Annotated in this window: 14 protein-coding genes; 11 read left to right on the forward strand and 3 right to left on the reverse strand. The window is 65.9% G+C overall.

What is annotated here, in order from left to right; all coding sequences use genetic code 11:
- Positions 1-68: 68 nt before the first annotated feature.
- Complete coding sequence (locus BFAL_RS11570) at positions 69-209, reverse strand: hypothetical protein (RefSeq protein ID WP_236691683.1); 141 nt, start codon at positions 207-209, stop codon at positions 69-71.
- Between BFAL_RS11570 and BFAL_RS05365 the strand changes: the two genes are divergently transcribed.
- From BFAL_RS05365 to BFAL_RS05410, 10 genes are all read left to right on the forward strand, one after another.
- Positions 156-1,250 carry an aminotransferase-like domain-containing protein gene (locus BFAL_RS05365; RefSeq protein ID WP_236691682.1) on the forward strand — a complete coding sequence of 365 codons (1,095 nt, stop codon included), beginning with the start codon at positions 156-158 and terminating at the stop codon, positions 1,248-1,250. The genes BFAL_RS11570 and BFAL_RS05365 overlap by 54 nt on opposite strands.
- Positions 1,251-1,438: 188 nt before the next feature.
- Positions 1,439-3,124, forward strand: a complete 1,686-nt coding sequence (locus tag BFAL_RS05370; RefSeq protein ID WP_055427402.1) for an ABC transporter substrate-binding protein — start codon at positions 1,439-1,441, stop codon at positions 3,122-3,124.
- A 35-nt stretch (positions 3,125-3,159) separates the two neighbouring features.
- Complete coding sequence (locus BFAL_RS05375) at positions 3,160-4,107, forward strand: ABC transporter permease (RefSeq protein WP_055427403.1); 948 nt, start codon at positions 3,160-3,162, stop codon at positions 4,105-4,107.
- 17 nt (positions 4,108-4,124) lie between these two features.
- Complete coding sequence (locus tag BFAL_RS05380; RefSeq protein ID WP_082440393.1) at positions 4,125-5,054, forward strand: ABC transporter permease; 930 nt, start codon at positions 4,125-4,127, stop codon at positions 5,052-5,054.
- Positions 5,051-6,781, forward strand: coding sequence for a dipeptide ABC transporter ATP-binding protein (locus BFAL_RS05385; protein ID WP_055427404.1), 1,731 nt, complete (start codon positions 5,051-5,053; stop codon positions 6,779-6,781). The genes BFAL_RS05380 and BFAL_RS05385 overlap by 4 nt, the downstream gene beginning before the upstream one ends.
- A 70-nt stretch (positions 6,782-6,851) precedes the next feature.
- Complete coding sequence (locus tag BFAL_RS05390; RefSeq protein WP_055427405.1) at positions 6,852-7,889, forward strand: uroporphyrinogen decarboxylase family protein; 1,038 nt, start codon at positions 6,852-6,854, stop codon at positions 7,887-7,889.
- Between the two features lie 147 nt (positions 7,890-8,036).
- On the forward strand, positions 8,037-8,900 hold the full coding sequence (locus BFAL_RS05395) for an NAD(P)H-binding protein (RefSeq protein ID WP_055427406.1): 864 nt from the start codon (positions 8,037-8,039) through the stop codon (positions 8,898-8,900).
- Between the two features lie 81 nt (positions 8,901-8,981).
- Positions 8,982-9,836, forward strand: coding sequence for a GNAT family N-acetyltransferase (locus BFAL_RS05400; protein WP_055427407.1), 855 nt, complete (start codon positions 8,982-8,984; stop codon positions 9,834-9,836).
- Positions 9,837-9,876: 40 nt separating this feature from the next.
- Positions 9,877-10,638, forward strand: coding sequence for an SDR family NAD(P)-dependent oxidoreductase (locus BFAL_RS05405; protein WP_055427408.1), 762 nt, complete (start codon positions 9,877-9,879; stop codon positions 10,636-10,638).
- 708 nt (positions 10,639-11,346) lie between these two features.
- Entirely contained in the window at positions 11,347-11,658 is a 312-nt protein-coding gene (locus BFAL_RS05410; protein ID WP_055427409.1) for a hypothetical protein, read from the forward strand.
- 213 nt (positions 11,659-11,871) lie between these two features.
- On the opposite strand, the gene BFAL_RS05415 is transcribed toward BFAL_RS05410, so the two are convergent.
- Positions 11,872-12,639: a VOC family protein gene (locus tag BFAL_RS05415; RefSeq protein ID WP_055427410.1), complete on the reverse strand. Its 768-nt coding sequence runs from the start codon at positions 12,637-12,639 to the stop codon at positions 11,872-11,874.
- 49 nt (positions 12,640-12,688) lie between these two features.
- Positions 12,689-13,492, reverse strand: a complete 804-nt coding sequence (locus tag BFAL_RS05420) for a pyrroline-5-carboxylate reductase family protein (protein ID WP_055427411.1) — start codon at positions 13,490-13,492, stop codon at positions 12,689-12,691.
- A 319-nt stretch (positions 13,493-13,811) separates the two neighbouring features.
- On the opposite strand from BFAL_RS05420, the gene BFAL_RS05425 reads away from it, so the two are divergent.
- Entirely contained in the window at positions 13,812-14,861 is a 1,050-nt protein-coding gene (locus BFAL_RS05425) for a uroporphyrinogen decarboxylase family protein (RefSeq protein WP_055427412.1), read from the forward strand.
- Positions 14,862-14,901: the final 40 nt, after the last annotated feature.

A 14,901-nucleotide genomic window follows, 5' to 3' on the forward strand; every position in this document is an offset into this window, starting at 1 on the left:
CCGTTTCAGTCGCCGGCGCCGTCACGTCCGCGCACATCCGCCGCTCCAGAATCCTTGACGCGCTGCATTCAGGCGAATCCCTGCGCGGTGGGGCAGTCCACGCCCGTACAGGTGTACGCCCCGTGGACGTCGCCGCGGGACTGCCGGACGACGATGTGCTGCCATATGCGCGCATCGGAGCGGCGTTCGCCGATGCGTTGCGTTCGCATGAGTCCCTGACTTACCCGTCGCCGTATGGACTGCGGCCGTTACGTGAGATCATTGCGCGGCGACGTGGCGTGCCCGTGGAGTCCGTGATTGTGACGAACGGTGCGATGGGAGGTATTTTCCTGTCGATGATGGCTGTGGCGGATCCCGGCGATGTCGTGTTGGCGGAGGATCCCTCCTTCCCGCAGTGGGCGGGTACGTTCCGACGGTTCGGTGTGCATGTCGAAGGAGTCGGATTGGCTGATGAGGGCATTGACGTGGATGAGGTGGAGCGTCGTCTCGCAGCGGGGCGACGGTATGCGGCGATTTACACGATTCCCGATTTTCAGAATCCGACGGGGCGTGTCTCTTCCGGACGTGTGAAGCGTCGTCTTGTTGAAGTGGCCGGCCGGTACGGCGTGCCGGTCATTGCCGATAATCCATACAGGGAATTGTGGTTCTCCCGTGAGCCGGCCGAATTTCCGCAGGAGGCGCGCGGCGCATCGGGCAGTCCTCTGCTGGAGATCGGCTCGTTCTCGAAATGGCTTGGCCCGGGGTTGCGCGTCGGCTGGCTTATCGCCGATCCCGCGCTTGTGAGCCGTATCGCCGAATATCGGCTTGCGGTCGATGGCGGCGTTTCGGCAGTGACGCAGGCGGCGCTCGTCTCGATGCTGTCGGATGAACGGTGGGTGGACGATCTGCTGGCGCATGAGCGTCGCGTGTATGCGGGCAAGGCCACGGTGTTGATGGATGCGCTCGAGGACCGGCTCTATGGAGACATCGATGTTGTCCGTCCTCAGGGAGGGTATTTCCTGTGGGCGAGGTTGCCGCGATGGTTGCGCGTGGAGGATGACGCAGTCGCCCGCGAACTCGCCGCTGAAGGCGTCAATCCGCTTGGTGGCGAAGCGTTCTTCCTCGCGGGCGGTGTGCGCGGCCGCTCCTGTTCCGGTGTGCATGCCGCCTACGCCCGGTTCTCCTTCGCACATGCCTCGCGTGATGATCTCGTCGAGGGTGCGGCACGGCTTGGCTCCGTTGCGCGCCGACTACGCCCGACATTGATATAAATCTAATTTATTGCATCACTATCATCTATAAACCTTCCTTATATGCCGGTGGGTGGGAACCGCGATAACGGACGGGCGGTTTGCCGCCGTTCACGCTGGTAGGCTGTGCCCTACGACCTGCGAAGGGGAAACGAAACAGGTCGGGGGAATCAACACGACTTATCCGTGAACCGCAAGGGGGACACACCGTGAACACCAGAATCGACTCGAACAGCACGTGGAAGCGCACATGGCGAATCGCCGCCGCCGGCATGTCCGTGGCGGCCTTCGCGATGCTCGCCGCGTGCGGTTCCGATCCCGCCGCGGCGACCGCCTCCGGTCAGGATGCAGGCAGCCCGCAGCAGGGCGGCACGGTGACGCTCGTCACCGACCCGGACAGCCTCCAGTGCGTCGACCCGTTCCAGACCGCGTGGACCCAGTCGCGTACCATCGTGCGCAACTACGTGGACTCGCTCGTCGACCAGGATCCGAAGACCGGCGAGATCAAGCCGTGGCTTGCCAAGAGCTGGACCATCAGCGACGACGGCAAGACCTACACCTTCACCCTCAAGGACGGCGTGACCTTCTCCGACGGCTCCAAGTTCGATGCCGATGCGGTGGTGGACACCTTCACCGAGAACCTCGCCACCCTCAAGGAGAAGCCCGGCACGGTGGGCGGATTCTACGTGCAGAACCTCACCGGCGTGAGCAAGGTCGACGACCACACCGTCAAGTTCGAACTCTCCGCTCCGAACGCCAGCTTCCTGCAGGGTCTTGCCACGCCGACGCTCGGCATCATCTCGCGCGCCTCCGCCAAGCTCACGCCGCAGCAGCGCTGCGACGGCCAGGTAGTCGGCACCGGCCCGTTCACCATCGAGAAGTACGACGCGAAGAGCGGTCTCACGCTCAAGAAGCGTACCGGCTACACGTCGTCCTCGCCGCTGGCCGCGCATCAGGGCGACGCCTACCTCGACTCCATCGTCATCTCCTACGTGTCGGAAAGCTCGGTGCGTCTCGGCAACCTCGCCGCCGGCACCGCCGACGTCGTCTGGTCCGGCTCCGACAAGCCGCTCGTCTCGAACGAGCTGTCGCAGATCAAGCAGGTCGGCGGCACCGTGGAAAGCAGGCCGCTGCCGGGCGCCACGTTCGGTCTGTTCCCGAACGTGCGCAACGGGGGCATCCTCTCCGACAACGACGTGCGTCAGGCGTTGAGCCTGTCCATCGACCGCGCCACCTACGCGAAGACCGTGTTCCGTGACGGCTACCCGAACGTCAAGGGCGTCATCAGCTCCACCACGCCCGGCTTCAAGGCCGAACCCTCCAGCGTGGAGTTCGACAAGGCGAAGGCCGCCAAGCTGCTCGACGCGGCCGGCTGGAAGAAGGGCGACGACGGCTACCGTTACAAGGACGGCAAAAAGCTGACCGTCACCTTCCTCACCTCGACGAAGGACGATGGCTACGAGCTCCTGCAGGACGAGCTCAAGCAGACCGGATTCGACTTCCAGATCAAGGTCGTCACCAGTGCCCAATACACGACGCTCACCAACGCCAACAAATACGACCTGGTGTCGCTGACCTACACGCGCGCCGACCAGAGCGCCATCAACACGCTTCTCGACGAACGCTACGCCACGTTCAAGGCCATTTCCGGCAACACGCAGGACGCCGACACCCAGGCCACGATCGAAGCCGCGTTCGACAAGGGCACTTCCGCCACCGACACCAAGGAGCGCACCTCGATCTACGAGGGCGTACAGGACACGATCAGCAAGCAGAACGTCATCATCCCGGTCTACGAGCGCTCCCAGGACGTCGCATTGTCCTCCAAAGTACACGGACTGCGCTTCACCGCGGAATCGTTCGGCGACTTCCACGACCTGTGGAAGGCCCAGTGACGGCGGCCGGTCGGAAATAAGCGAAAGGGAATCCGATGAGGACATCGAAACCGTGGTACGTGCTGGGACGTATCGGGCAGGCGGTGCTGGTGCTGTGGGCCGCATACACCGTGTGCTACATCATTCTGAACCTGCTGCCCGCCGATCCGCTGGCCTTGCTCCTGCAGGCCAAAGGCACCGACATCGGGTCCCTCAACGCCGACCAGATCGCCACGCTACGCCACACGTACGGGCTTGACGCCGGTCCGGTGCAGCAGTATCTGACGATGTTGCTCGCCGCCCTGCACGGCGACTTCGGCACCTCCTACACGCTGGGCCAGCCGGTACTGCCGCTCATCGCATCCCGCGTGTCCAGCACGCTCGCCATCAGTCTGCTCGCGTTGGTCGTGGCCGTGGCTCTGGCCTTCGCCCTCGCCTTCGCGGCGGTCTTCACCCGCAGCCGCGTGATTCGCAACGTGCTCGGAGCCATTCCCGTGATCGGCATGTCCGTTCCGTCCTTCTGGGTGGCGCTGCTGCTCATGCAGGTGTTCAGCTTCTCGCTCGGATGGTTCCCGTCCATGGGCATGCAGGGGTGGAAGAGCCTCGTGCTGCCGACCGTGACGATGGCCATCCCCACCAGCGCGCTCCTCGGGCAGCTGCTGCTCAGCGAATTCGACGCCGTGCTGGAAAGCCCGCAGGCTGTGGTGGCCAAAGCCCATGGCCTGAGCCGCACGCAGGTCATCCTCCACCACGTCGTCAAGAACGCGTCGCTGCCGTCACTGACCATCCTCGGACTGCTCGTCGGCGACACGTTCACCGGCGCAATCATCGCCGAAACCATCTTCGCCAGGCAAGGTCTCGGCATGCTCATCCAACAGGCCGTCACCCAGCAGGACGTCCCCGTGGTACAGGGAGCCGTCGTACTGGCCGCCGGTGCGTTCGTCCTCGTCAACCTCATCGTCGACCTGATCTATCCGCTGCTCGACCCGCGCATCCGCATCTGAGCCCAAGGAGGCCCGACATGACAACCCAACTGACGCTTGACCTGACCCGTCCCGAACCGAACACGCACATCATCGACGAAGTGAGGAAGACGACGGCCGCAAGCCGCCGCACCGGCCGCGTCACCAAGACGCTGCGCCGCTTCGGCACCCTGCTCCGCAGTCATGTGGTCGCCTCGTTCGCCGCACTGTACGTGGCGCTCGTGCTGATCTCGGCGCTGCTGCCCCAGTGGTTCACCCGCGCCGACCCATACGCCACGGCGCCCGCGCAGAGCATGCAGGCCCCGTCCGCGGCCCACTGGTTCGGCACCGACAAACTCGGGCGCGACGTGTTCACCCGCGTCGTCTACGGAGGCCGCACCACCATCACCGCGAGCCTCGTCGCACTCGCCATCGCCGTAATCGCCGGTCTGGCGCTCGGCGTGATCGCGGGATACGCGGGCGGCGTCCTCGACGCCCTGCTCATGAGGTTCGTCGACGTCTGGCTCGCCATCCCCGGACTGCTGCTCGCCATCACCATCGTCACTGCCATCGGCTTCGGCACACTGCCGGTCGCCATCGCCATCGGCGTCGGCATCTGCCCCACGTTCGCCCGCACCACACGCTCTCAGGTATTGCGCGTCAAGCAGGAGGACTACATCGAGGCGGCGCGCACAAGCGGTTCCTCGGACGCCTCCATCGTCGTCAACCACATCCTGCCCAACGCGATCGGGCCGGTCGCCGTGCTCGCCCTGCTCGACTTCGGAGGCATCATCATGGCCGTCGCCACGCTGAGCTTCCTCGGCTTCGGCGTCAAACCGCCGGAAGCGGAATGGGGCTCGCTCATCAACGACGGCCGCGACTACCTGCTCACCGCGCCATGGCTGTCGATCCTGCCCGGACTCGTCGTCGTCGCGACCGTGCTCGCCATCACCGTGCTCGGCAACGCCGTCAAGAAGGAGCTGAAATGACCGAAGCGACCACCGCCGCACCCGCCGGTGCACAGCCTGCGCTGCTCGACGTCGTCGACCTGCGCGTCTCCTACGCCTCCCGCCGCCGCACCGTCGATGCGGTGCGCGACGTGACCTTCGCCGTGGCGCAAGGCGAGCGCGTCGCCATCGTAGGCGAATCCGGCTCCGGTAAATCCACGATCATCCGCACCGTGCTTGGCATCCTGCCCGACAGCGCGACGACCGCCGGCCAGGTGCTCCTCGACGGCTCCGACCTGCTCAAGGCCGATGACCGGCAATGGCTCGACGTGCGCCGCACCACCATCGGATTCATTCCGCAGGACCCGCAGACCAGTCTCGACCCGACGCTCACCATCGGCCGTCAGCTCGGACTCATCATCCGGCTCAAGGAACATCTTGACGGTGATGCGCTCCAGGCTCGCGTCGAACAGCTGCTTGGCGAAGCCGGATTCGACAAGCCAGCCCTGCGGGCCCGCCAATACCCGCACGAACTGTCCGGCGGTCTCAAACAACGCGCCCTCATCGCCGAATCGCTGGTCGGGAACCCGCGACTGCTCGTCGCCGACGAACCCACCAGCGCGCTCGACGTCACCGTGCAGAAGGAGATACTCGACCGCATCGACGAGCTCGTGCGCGCCAAAGGACTCGCACTGCTCATGGTCACGCACGACCTCGCCGTTGCCGCGGACCGTGCCGACAGGATCGTCGTCATGCGCAACGGTGAAATCGTCGAACAGGGCACCGCCTCCGCCATCATCGCGCACCCGCGGCAACGGTACACGATCGACCTGTTCGAGGCGGCGCCCGCGCACCGCCTCGACGAAGCCTCCGCGGCCGGTGCTTCCGCTTCCGCGGCGGCGGACACCGAAGCGGAAGAGGCGGACGACGCCGCGACGGACGCGACACGGAATGCGGCCGTGCGCTGGCATGGCGTGACCAAACAGTTCACGCTGCGCCACGGCCAGACCCGCACGGCCACCACCGCAGACGGGTCTGGTGCCCGCGAGTCCCGCACGTTCACGGCGGTCGACGATGTGACGCTCAGCGCGCCACGCGGCGAAACGCTCGCCATCGTCGGCGAATCCGGTTCCGGCAAATCCACGTTGCTGAAGATTGCGCTCGGACTCGAAAAACCCGAACACGGCTACGCGGAAGTCAACGGCGTCAACATCACCAAGACCGGCGGCCGTGCGCTGCGCGAAGCGCGCCGCACCTTCCAGCTCGTGCAGCAGAACCCGTTCGGTTCGCTCGATCCGACCAAGAAGATCTCCTCAATCGTCGCCGAGCCTCTCAACGCGTTCCATGAAGGCGACCGTGCGTCGCGCCGCCGTCGCGTCGCGGAGCTCATCGACCGCGTCGCACTGCCGGCGAACGTGCTCGACGCGAAACCCAAGGAACTGTCCGGCGGGCAATGCCAGCGCGTCGCCATCGCACGAGCGCTCGCCATCCGCCCGAACACGCTGTTCCTCGACGAGCCGGTGTCCGCGCTCGACGTGACCGTCCAATCGCAGATCATCGATCTGCTCATCGACCTGCAGCACGACTTGGGATTGAGCTACGTGTTCGTCACGCACGACCTGTCCGTCGTCTCGCAGATCGCGCACCGGGTGGCCGTCATCGAACACGGCAGACTCGTCGAGCAGGGCCCGGTCGGCCGGGTGCTCACGCACCCCGCGCACGACTACACGAAGCGGCTGCTCGCCAGCGTTCCGGGCCATCACAGGTGAGGGCCCGACGCCATCAACATACCTATCCGACCAACATCATCCACAACCACATAGCAACAAGGGGGAAACCATGTCCGAATGGAGCAAGATCGACAGGCTGAACGCGGTCTTCAAAGGGGAGAAGGCCGACCGTCCGCCGGTGAGCTCGTACACGCACGAAGTCGCCGCGGAACGCAACGGCGACGACCTCGTCGCGGCCACGCTGCGCAACGCCCGCACATGGGATTGGGACTGGATCAAGCTCAACCCGCGCACCGTGCACTACGCCGAGGCGTGGGGCAACGAATACGACTACGACGATTACCCGGTGCCGTTCCTGCCGATTCCGGCGCAGAAGAAGGCGCTCGTCAACACGCCCGACGACCTGTGGAAGGTGAACGAGCTCGACATCGCCGGCAACGCGCCCATCGAGGAACAGCTCGACGTGATACGCAAGGTCAAGGAGGGCGCGCCCGATACCCCGGTGTTCGCCACCCTGTACTCGCCGATCAACGTGCTCAGCAAGATCGCCGGCCTGCCGCTCGCCCCCGGCCTTCCCGCACCGGGCTCCACCACTACGCTCACCATCCACGACCTGTTCCGCGAGAACCGGGCCGGCGTGCACCACGCGCTGCACGCGATCGCCGAGACGCTCGCCAAGTACGCCGAGGCGCAGAAGGATGCCGGCGCGGACGGGCTCGTGTTCGTCGTGGCCGGCATCACCAACCCCGGTTTCCTGAGCGAAGCCGAATACAACGAGTTCTCCCGCCCCTACGACGACATCGAGCTCGAAGGCGCCGACGGACTGCTGCGCATCGTGCACACATGCGGCGCCGAATCGCATCCGCAGTGGTTCCAGGAGTTCCCGCTCGAAGGCATCAACTGGGACCACGAGGATCCCACCAACCCCGGCATCGACGTGGCACTGAACAAGACCAAGGTCGGCGGTGTCAACCACAACCTGCTCGCCCAAGAGCCCACCGCCGAAGTGCTCAACAAGATCCGCTCGGAGGTCACCGAGGCGCGCAAGGCCACCGGCGACGTGCTCGTCGTCGCGCCGACCTGCTCCGTCTCCTCCAAGGCGTCCCACGAGGCGATCGCCGCATACAAGGAAGCAGCCACCGCCTGAGCTCCATCATCCGCGACGCTCGAGGACGGCCGCAACCGTCGCCGTCCTCGCGTCGCCACCGATATCGCATCCTCGCCAACGCAACAACGCAACCAACACGTCCGAATCAACCGAACCACCCCCACATCGATCCACAGGAGAAACACCATGACCTACTTCATCACCGGCGCCACCGGCCACTACGGATCCGCCGTCGTGCGCGAACTCATCGCACTCGGCGTTCCGGCCGACCAGATTGTCGCAGCCGGCCGCAACAACGACAAGCTCGCCGCGCTCAAGACGGAACTCGGCGTCGCCACCGCACAAGTCGACAACGATGACGCGGCGGCGCTCGACAAGGCTCTGGACGGTGTCGACAAAGTCCTTCTCGTCTCCGGCGTCGACTTCTCCAAGCGCGCCCAGCAGCATCGCAACGTCATCGACGCCGCCAAGAAGAACGGCGTCAAGCTCATCGCCTACACGTCCGTGCTCAAGGCGGACACCTCGCCGCTGCTCGTCGCCGTCGACCATCGCGCCACCGAAGCCTACCTCGAGCAGGCCGGCGTGCCCTATGTGAGCCTGCGCAACACCTGGTACGCCGAGAACTTCATCGACGAGGTCAAGCAGGCAGGCGCGAGCGGCGTGCTCGAAACCGCCGCCGGCGACGGCGCCATCGCCGCGGCGTCCCGTCCCGACCTCGCCGCAGCGGCAGCCAAGGTGCTGTTCGACGGCACGCTCGTCAACGCGACTCTCGAACTCGGCTCCGACACGACATTCACCTACGCCGATCTCGCGCGCATCGCCGGTGAGATCTACGGCAAGGAAGTCACGTTCAAGCCGGTCTCCGTCGAACAGCGCGGCGCCGACCTCGCCGCCGCCGGCGTACCGCAAGGTGGCATCGACTGGATCACCAAACTCGACGGCGACATCGCCGCAGGCGCGCTCGCCGGCCCGACCGGAGGCCTCTCCGCCGTGATTGGGCGCGCGCCGCAGACCATCGAGGACGTGCTCAAGGCCGCGCTCGCCGACTGAGCGCATCGACGTCGGGCCGCGCGGCGATTCGTGCGGCCCGACGCGAGTATCCGATACGCATGCGAAAGAACGGGGAACGATATGGTGGACATCGTGGAAGCCGCACCGGAACAGTACGGGGACGTCGCCGACGCGCTGGTGGACGCCTTCGGCTCGACCATCGAACTGTCGCCGCTCTACGAGGCCGACCTGCGCGACGTCGAACGGCACGCGAAGGAATACCGCATCTGGACAGCGCAGGAAGAAGGCGACATCGCCGGCGTGGTCCTGACTCCGCGCGGCGTGCTCGGCGACGCCGACGCGCTCGCCTTCACACGTTCCGGCGAACGTGAGTTCCGCCAACTCGCCGTCCGACCGCAATACCGGGGTCGTGGCGTCGCCCGCGCGCTCATCGACCATGCTGTGCGGTCCATCGGCGCGCTCGGCATCGGCACGGTGGAGATTCACACCGGACTGCGCATGGTCTCCGCGCGGCGGCTGTATGAATCGTATGGGTTCACGCGCAGGCCGGAACGTGAGACATTCGTCGTGGATGGCGGCTACCGGATCGTCACCTACACGTACCGGATACCGGAGCGGTACGTCGCGCATGATCCAGTGGTGGACGAATGGGAACGTACGCGACCATACCGCGGCGACGCCGTCGCGGACGGTCCCGGTTCCATCGCGGGTTTCACGAACGCGTTGGACCGTGCGGGACTCGGCTGCATCGTGTCGACTGATCCGGACGACATCGCGCGCTACGAGTTCCACCGCAGCGCGGCCGACGAGGAGCACGGACTCGCCGTCGCCTGGCCCGACACCAGCGAACAGGCGGCTATACTGCGCCGCGTGGCGGAGCGCTACGGCGTGCCGGTCACGCGCTGGCGTAACGGGTCCTTCACGTTCGAGCCTCCCGCGCGCAGTGGGCTCATTGTGGTCGGCGAGGCGGCCTGAACGGATTTGATGGACGGAAACGACGTAAGGAGGAGTGCAGATGAGCGAGACGGAGACGACGCCGGAGACGATACCGGAGACGAAGCGTCATGACGAACGGCGCACGGCCGTCGTCACCGGGGCGAGCGGCGGCGTGGGCGGCGCGTTGGCGCGACTGCTCGCCGCGCGCGGGTGGCGTGTGATCGCGCCGGTGCGCTCGCAGGACGCCCTGCGCGAGTTGAACGCCATCGACGGTGTCGAGGCCGAACCGCTCGACTTGTCGGACGGCGAGGCGGTGCAGCTCTGGGCGGAAGGCGCCGCACGGCGTCTCGACCGTCTGGACCTGCTGGCGCACGTCGCTGCGGTCGGCCCCACGGGCCGTGCGGTGGATGCTGATCTCGACCTGTGGCGGGCGACGCTGGCCGTGAACGTCATCGCTCCGGCGACGTTGACGGCCGGTCTCATCGTGCCGATCCGCGCGGCGCGCGGCACCGTCGTCTTCGTGAACTCCGGCGCGGGCACGCGCGGCGTGCCGAGCCACGGCGTCTACGCCGCGTCCAAGCACGCGCTGCGCGGCTACGCGGACACGCTGCGTCTGGAGGAGTCCGCCAACGGCGTGCGGGTGAGCACCGTCGCACCCGGCCCGATGGATACGAAGATGCTGCGCGACGACCATACGTGGGGCGATTTCCGTCACGAGGACGTCATCGACCCGACGAGCGTGGCCGATGCGATCGCATGGGTGGCCGACGCCACCCCGGACGTGCAGATCACCAACATCGACGTCCGCCCGCGCCGGGAGCTGTCCATCAAGGCCAAGTGATCCGCACAAACGTAAGTGACCCACATGCCAACGACGGGGAGGGGCCGGTACCGCGAATCGGTACCGGCCCCTCCCCGTCTGCGCTGGTTTGCATCGGCCTTATCTGCGCGCGGCGCCGGCGGTGCCGTGCGCAGAGGCATCGGCGGGTAGTTGCGGTTGCTTTCCACGCGTAGGAGCGGGCTCATCTCCACCGCGCGGACGCATACCTCGTCACACAGACTGGCGAAGGTTTTTCCCTGCCGGGGTGCCGGTGTTCCAGTGGGTTGCCATTTTCCTCGCTTACCATGCGGTTCGGTGAAGGGCTTGCGCAGTCGGAATATGAACTTGTGCAATCCTCTGGTGAACCTGCGCAGTCTGGTGACGAACCTGCGCGATTGGGTTTCGAACCTGCGCAGTCTGGTGACGAACCTGCGCATGGGGGTCGTGGAGGCCGGCTCGTGCCGGGTGGGATGGCATCGTTGGTTTCCTTGGTATTCCGGGCTTTTCAAAACATGGCGTACACACTCCAACGCCTTGCACAGGGCTTCTTTCAGCACCCCTGTGCGCAGGTCGGGGCTTGGACTGCGCAGGTTACTGCCCGGATTGCGCAGGTTCGGCCGCCGACCGCGCAGGTTGGCCGCCCAATTGCACAAGTCATGCCCTGAACCGCGCAGGTTCACGCCAAGAAGGTTGCATGATTCATGAGGGGTCCCGTACACCGGCGGATGGATGATCGAATGGGAACCGCGTAAAGGCATCGAGGATGAACCGATGACGACCGCACCGGAACCGGCCGTCATTCACATGCCGGCGAATACGAAGCGCATCGGCCTCGCGCGCGTCACGCGCGACGTGGCATACAGGCCCGGCGCGGCCCAGCTCGTCATGGACATCATCGCGCCGCAGAGCCTCGGCGACGATGGCGATCGGCGCTACCGCACGATCGAGCGATGGGTGGCAGAAGGTTCTGTCGTGCCTGATACGTGGAATGTGAGTGTACGAAAAGCATCTGCACGAAATCAACGGTATGGAAGTGCCTGATTCTACACGAAATCAACGGTGTGTGGGTGCTGGAGTGTGGGGTATTGGAGCAGCGCACACTGGAGTGCTGGCCGGTGACGCTCACGCGGCTGGCCCTTCACCGTCGTATCGGGACGAACGGGTGAGGCCCTGTGTCAGAACAAGCGAGGCCCTGTACCGGAGCCGCCGGTACAGAGCCTCATCCGCGTGCGCCGGTGCGCACCGCGCCGCCGCTCACAGGCTGCGGAAGCGCGCCTTGCCGATGGTCACGTCGAAGGACTTGCCGGCGGGCGCCTCATACTGCAGTTCGGTGATCGAGTTGCGGCCGCCGCGCACGAAACGCCACACGCGGCCCTCGCCTACGTTGAGGTCGATGAAACCGTCGCCGTCCGTGCGCTCCAGGTCGAACACGTCCGACCAGTGCGCGGCCACGGCTTCCGGATCAGGCACTTCGAACAGCGCGCGGCGCGTGTTCACCTCGCCGATGGCGTGCTGGTGCAGCAGGCCGCTCTTCTCGTAACGGGCCTCCTGTTCGGCCTCGCTTGCGCCCCAGTCGATGACGAACGGGTAGCGCAGCCCCTGGTCGTCGCCCTTGATCCACAGCAGCTGCCAGCGGATCTCCTCGCCTTCCGCGGTGGTGCGGTTGCCCGGCACGATCTCACCCAGATCGAGCCCCTTGGCGCGCAGACGTTCGGCGGCGGCCTCGATGCCGTGCACGTGCAGGGCCGGGCGGTAGAATCCTACGAAATCGGGCAGCAGTTCGCCCGCCTCGTGGAAGATGAGCCCGCGGTCAGGCGTTTCCGCCAACGCCTCGTCACGGCTGTACAACGTGAGGAACTCGAGGTAGTTGTCGGTGAAGTAGGCGAGCGAGTTCTCGGTGCCGTGCCCCACGTGCTTGCCGCCGTAGCGGGCGGTGAGACCCGCCTTGACGAACGCCTGCTCGGCCGCCTTCAGATCGTTGACGAACTCGACGGTGTGGTCCCATGTGAATTGCTGTGCCATTGTCGTGCGAAACCTCCTTGCAGATTCCTGCGATCCGTTCCCGTATCCGTCACTTCGCGTTCGCGCCGAGCGACGTCGTGCGTTCCACCGCCGCGAGCACCGCCGTCTGCACGGAGGCCGCGAAACCGGTCTTGTTCAGCGTGTACGCCTCGGTGATGCCCACGCCGCCGGGGGAGTTGTTGATGTTGAGCAGCACCTGCGGCAGCACGTCCTTCTGCTTGAGGAACTCGGTTCCGCCGATGATCGTGTCCAGCGCGATGGCCTTCGCCACGTCGCGCGGCAGACCGGCGAGCACGCCCGCGTCCACGTAGGCGTCGATGAAATGGTAGACGATGTTCGGCGGGTAGAAGCCGGTGATGATGTCGATGAGCCGCTCCTCGACGTACAGCACCTTGCCGAACGTGTTGAGGAACGCGTCGACGTCCTCCTGGCGGGCGTTCGCGTTCAACGCGGCACCACTGTACCCGTAGTCGACCGTGGTGAGCGTGTTCGGGATGATGCGCACCACGCGCCATCCCTCGCCGAGGCTCTGCTCGAGTTTGGCGATCGTGTACCCGGCGACGATGGAGACCACCGTGGTCTTCGCCGGGTCGAAACGTTTCGCCACGGAGGCGGCCACGCCGGCCACGTCGTCCTGCGGGCGCACGGCGATCACGACGATGTCCGCATCCGGCGTGTCCGTCGGCTGGGCCGGCTCCACGCCGTACGTGTCCTTCAGGAACGCGGCGCGCGCCTCGGAGATCTCCTCCACGCGGATGTGGTCCACCGGGTAGGAGTCCGATTTGCGCCGCACCGCCTCGATGATGGCGGTCGGCATGTTGCCTCCGCCGATGAAATACAGATTCGCGCCCATGGGCGCCCCCTTCCTGGCATGTTTCGTATGCTTCCCGTTCCGTCATACCGGAAAACGCGCCGCCGCGCCGCCGTCCGCACAAGGAACGCCTATAGGTGTTGTTGATAGTCGATTGCAAATCCGCGGCAGACCGCGGATGGATAAACCGTTATAAGAAACGTGAGTAAGGAAAAGCCGGTATTTCGTTTGACATGGCTGCCGCGCATGGGCTTCCATGAGCGGGTGAACGGGACGTCCGGTGGTTTCAGGACGTATCCGAATCGAACATTCGAACAACCGAACAACCGATCATCCGATCCAGCAGTAGAAGGAGCCGACCATGACGGACCGCCGCAGCGTATTCCATGACATCGTCAACCACAAGCCGACCGACGTGCCGTATCTCGTCGGCGCCTGGCAGCACCTTGTCGGTCACGAATACGGGGCCGAGGAGTTCGCTTCCGCCTACGTCGACTTCGTCCGGCGCTGGGACTGGGACTGGGTGAAGATCAACCCGCGCGCCGTCTACTACGCGGAGGCCTGGGGCTCGAAATACGACAAGGACGACTACGCCGGCTTCGTGCTGCCCAAGCGTGTCTCCTCCGCCATCGAGACCCCGGCCGACGTGGCCGGCATCAAGGAGCTCGATCCGGAACGCAACGAATACTTCGCCGAGGCGATCGCCGCGGCCGCGCTCATCCGCCAGGGGCTTGAGGACCGCGCCGTGCTCGAAACGATCTTCTCGCCGTTGAGCGTGCTCCTGCAGATCGCCGACCTGCCGCTCTACCCGGGCGACGACTACGCGACCGGCACGCTCACCGTCAAGGAGCTCATCGACGACCAGCCCGAAGTCGCCAAGCTCGCGCTCGCCAACATCGCCCACACGCTCGCCGCCTACGCCAAGGCGCTCGTGCGTCCCGCCTCCGAAGGCGGCGCCGGGCTCGACGGCGTGTTCTACGCGGTCACCGGCACGGTGAGCGAGGACTACTTCGATGCCGCCCGTTACCAGGAGTTCTCCGCGCCCTACGACCGCATCGTCATCGACGCGGTCAAGCGCGCCAACCCGCAGGCCGTCGTGCTGCTGCACACGTGCCGCGCCGCCTCGCACCCGAACTGGTTCGACGTGCCCGGCGTCGACGTGCTGCAGTGGGACCAGTTCCTGCCCGGCAACCCGAAGGCGGACGCCCACTACGCGGCCGTTCCGGTGGCCGGCGCCAACTTCGAGCTGTTCGCGCCCGGCGGCGACGTCGACAAGCTGCGCGACGAGCTCAAGGAGACCATCGCGCTGCGCGAAGGCAAGCCGTTCCTGCTCGCCCCCAGCTGCACCGTGCCCACGCCCGCCACCGACGAGGCGCTCGAGGCGCTCGCCGCCACGCGCGTCACCCGATAGGGCCGTGCGGCGGGAACGGCACAGCAGGAACACAGACAGA

It is taken from the genome of Bifidobacterium aesculapii, assembly GCF_001417815.1.
Lineage (GTDB): Bacteria > Actinomycetota > Actinomycetes > Actinomycetales > Bifidobacteriaceae > Bifidobacterium > Bifidobacterium aesculapii.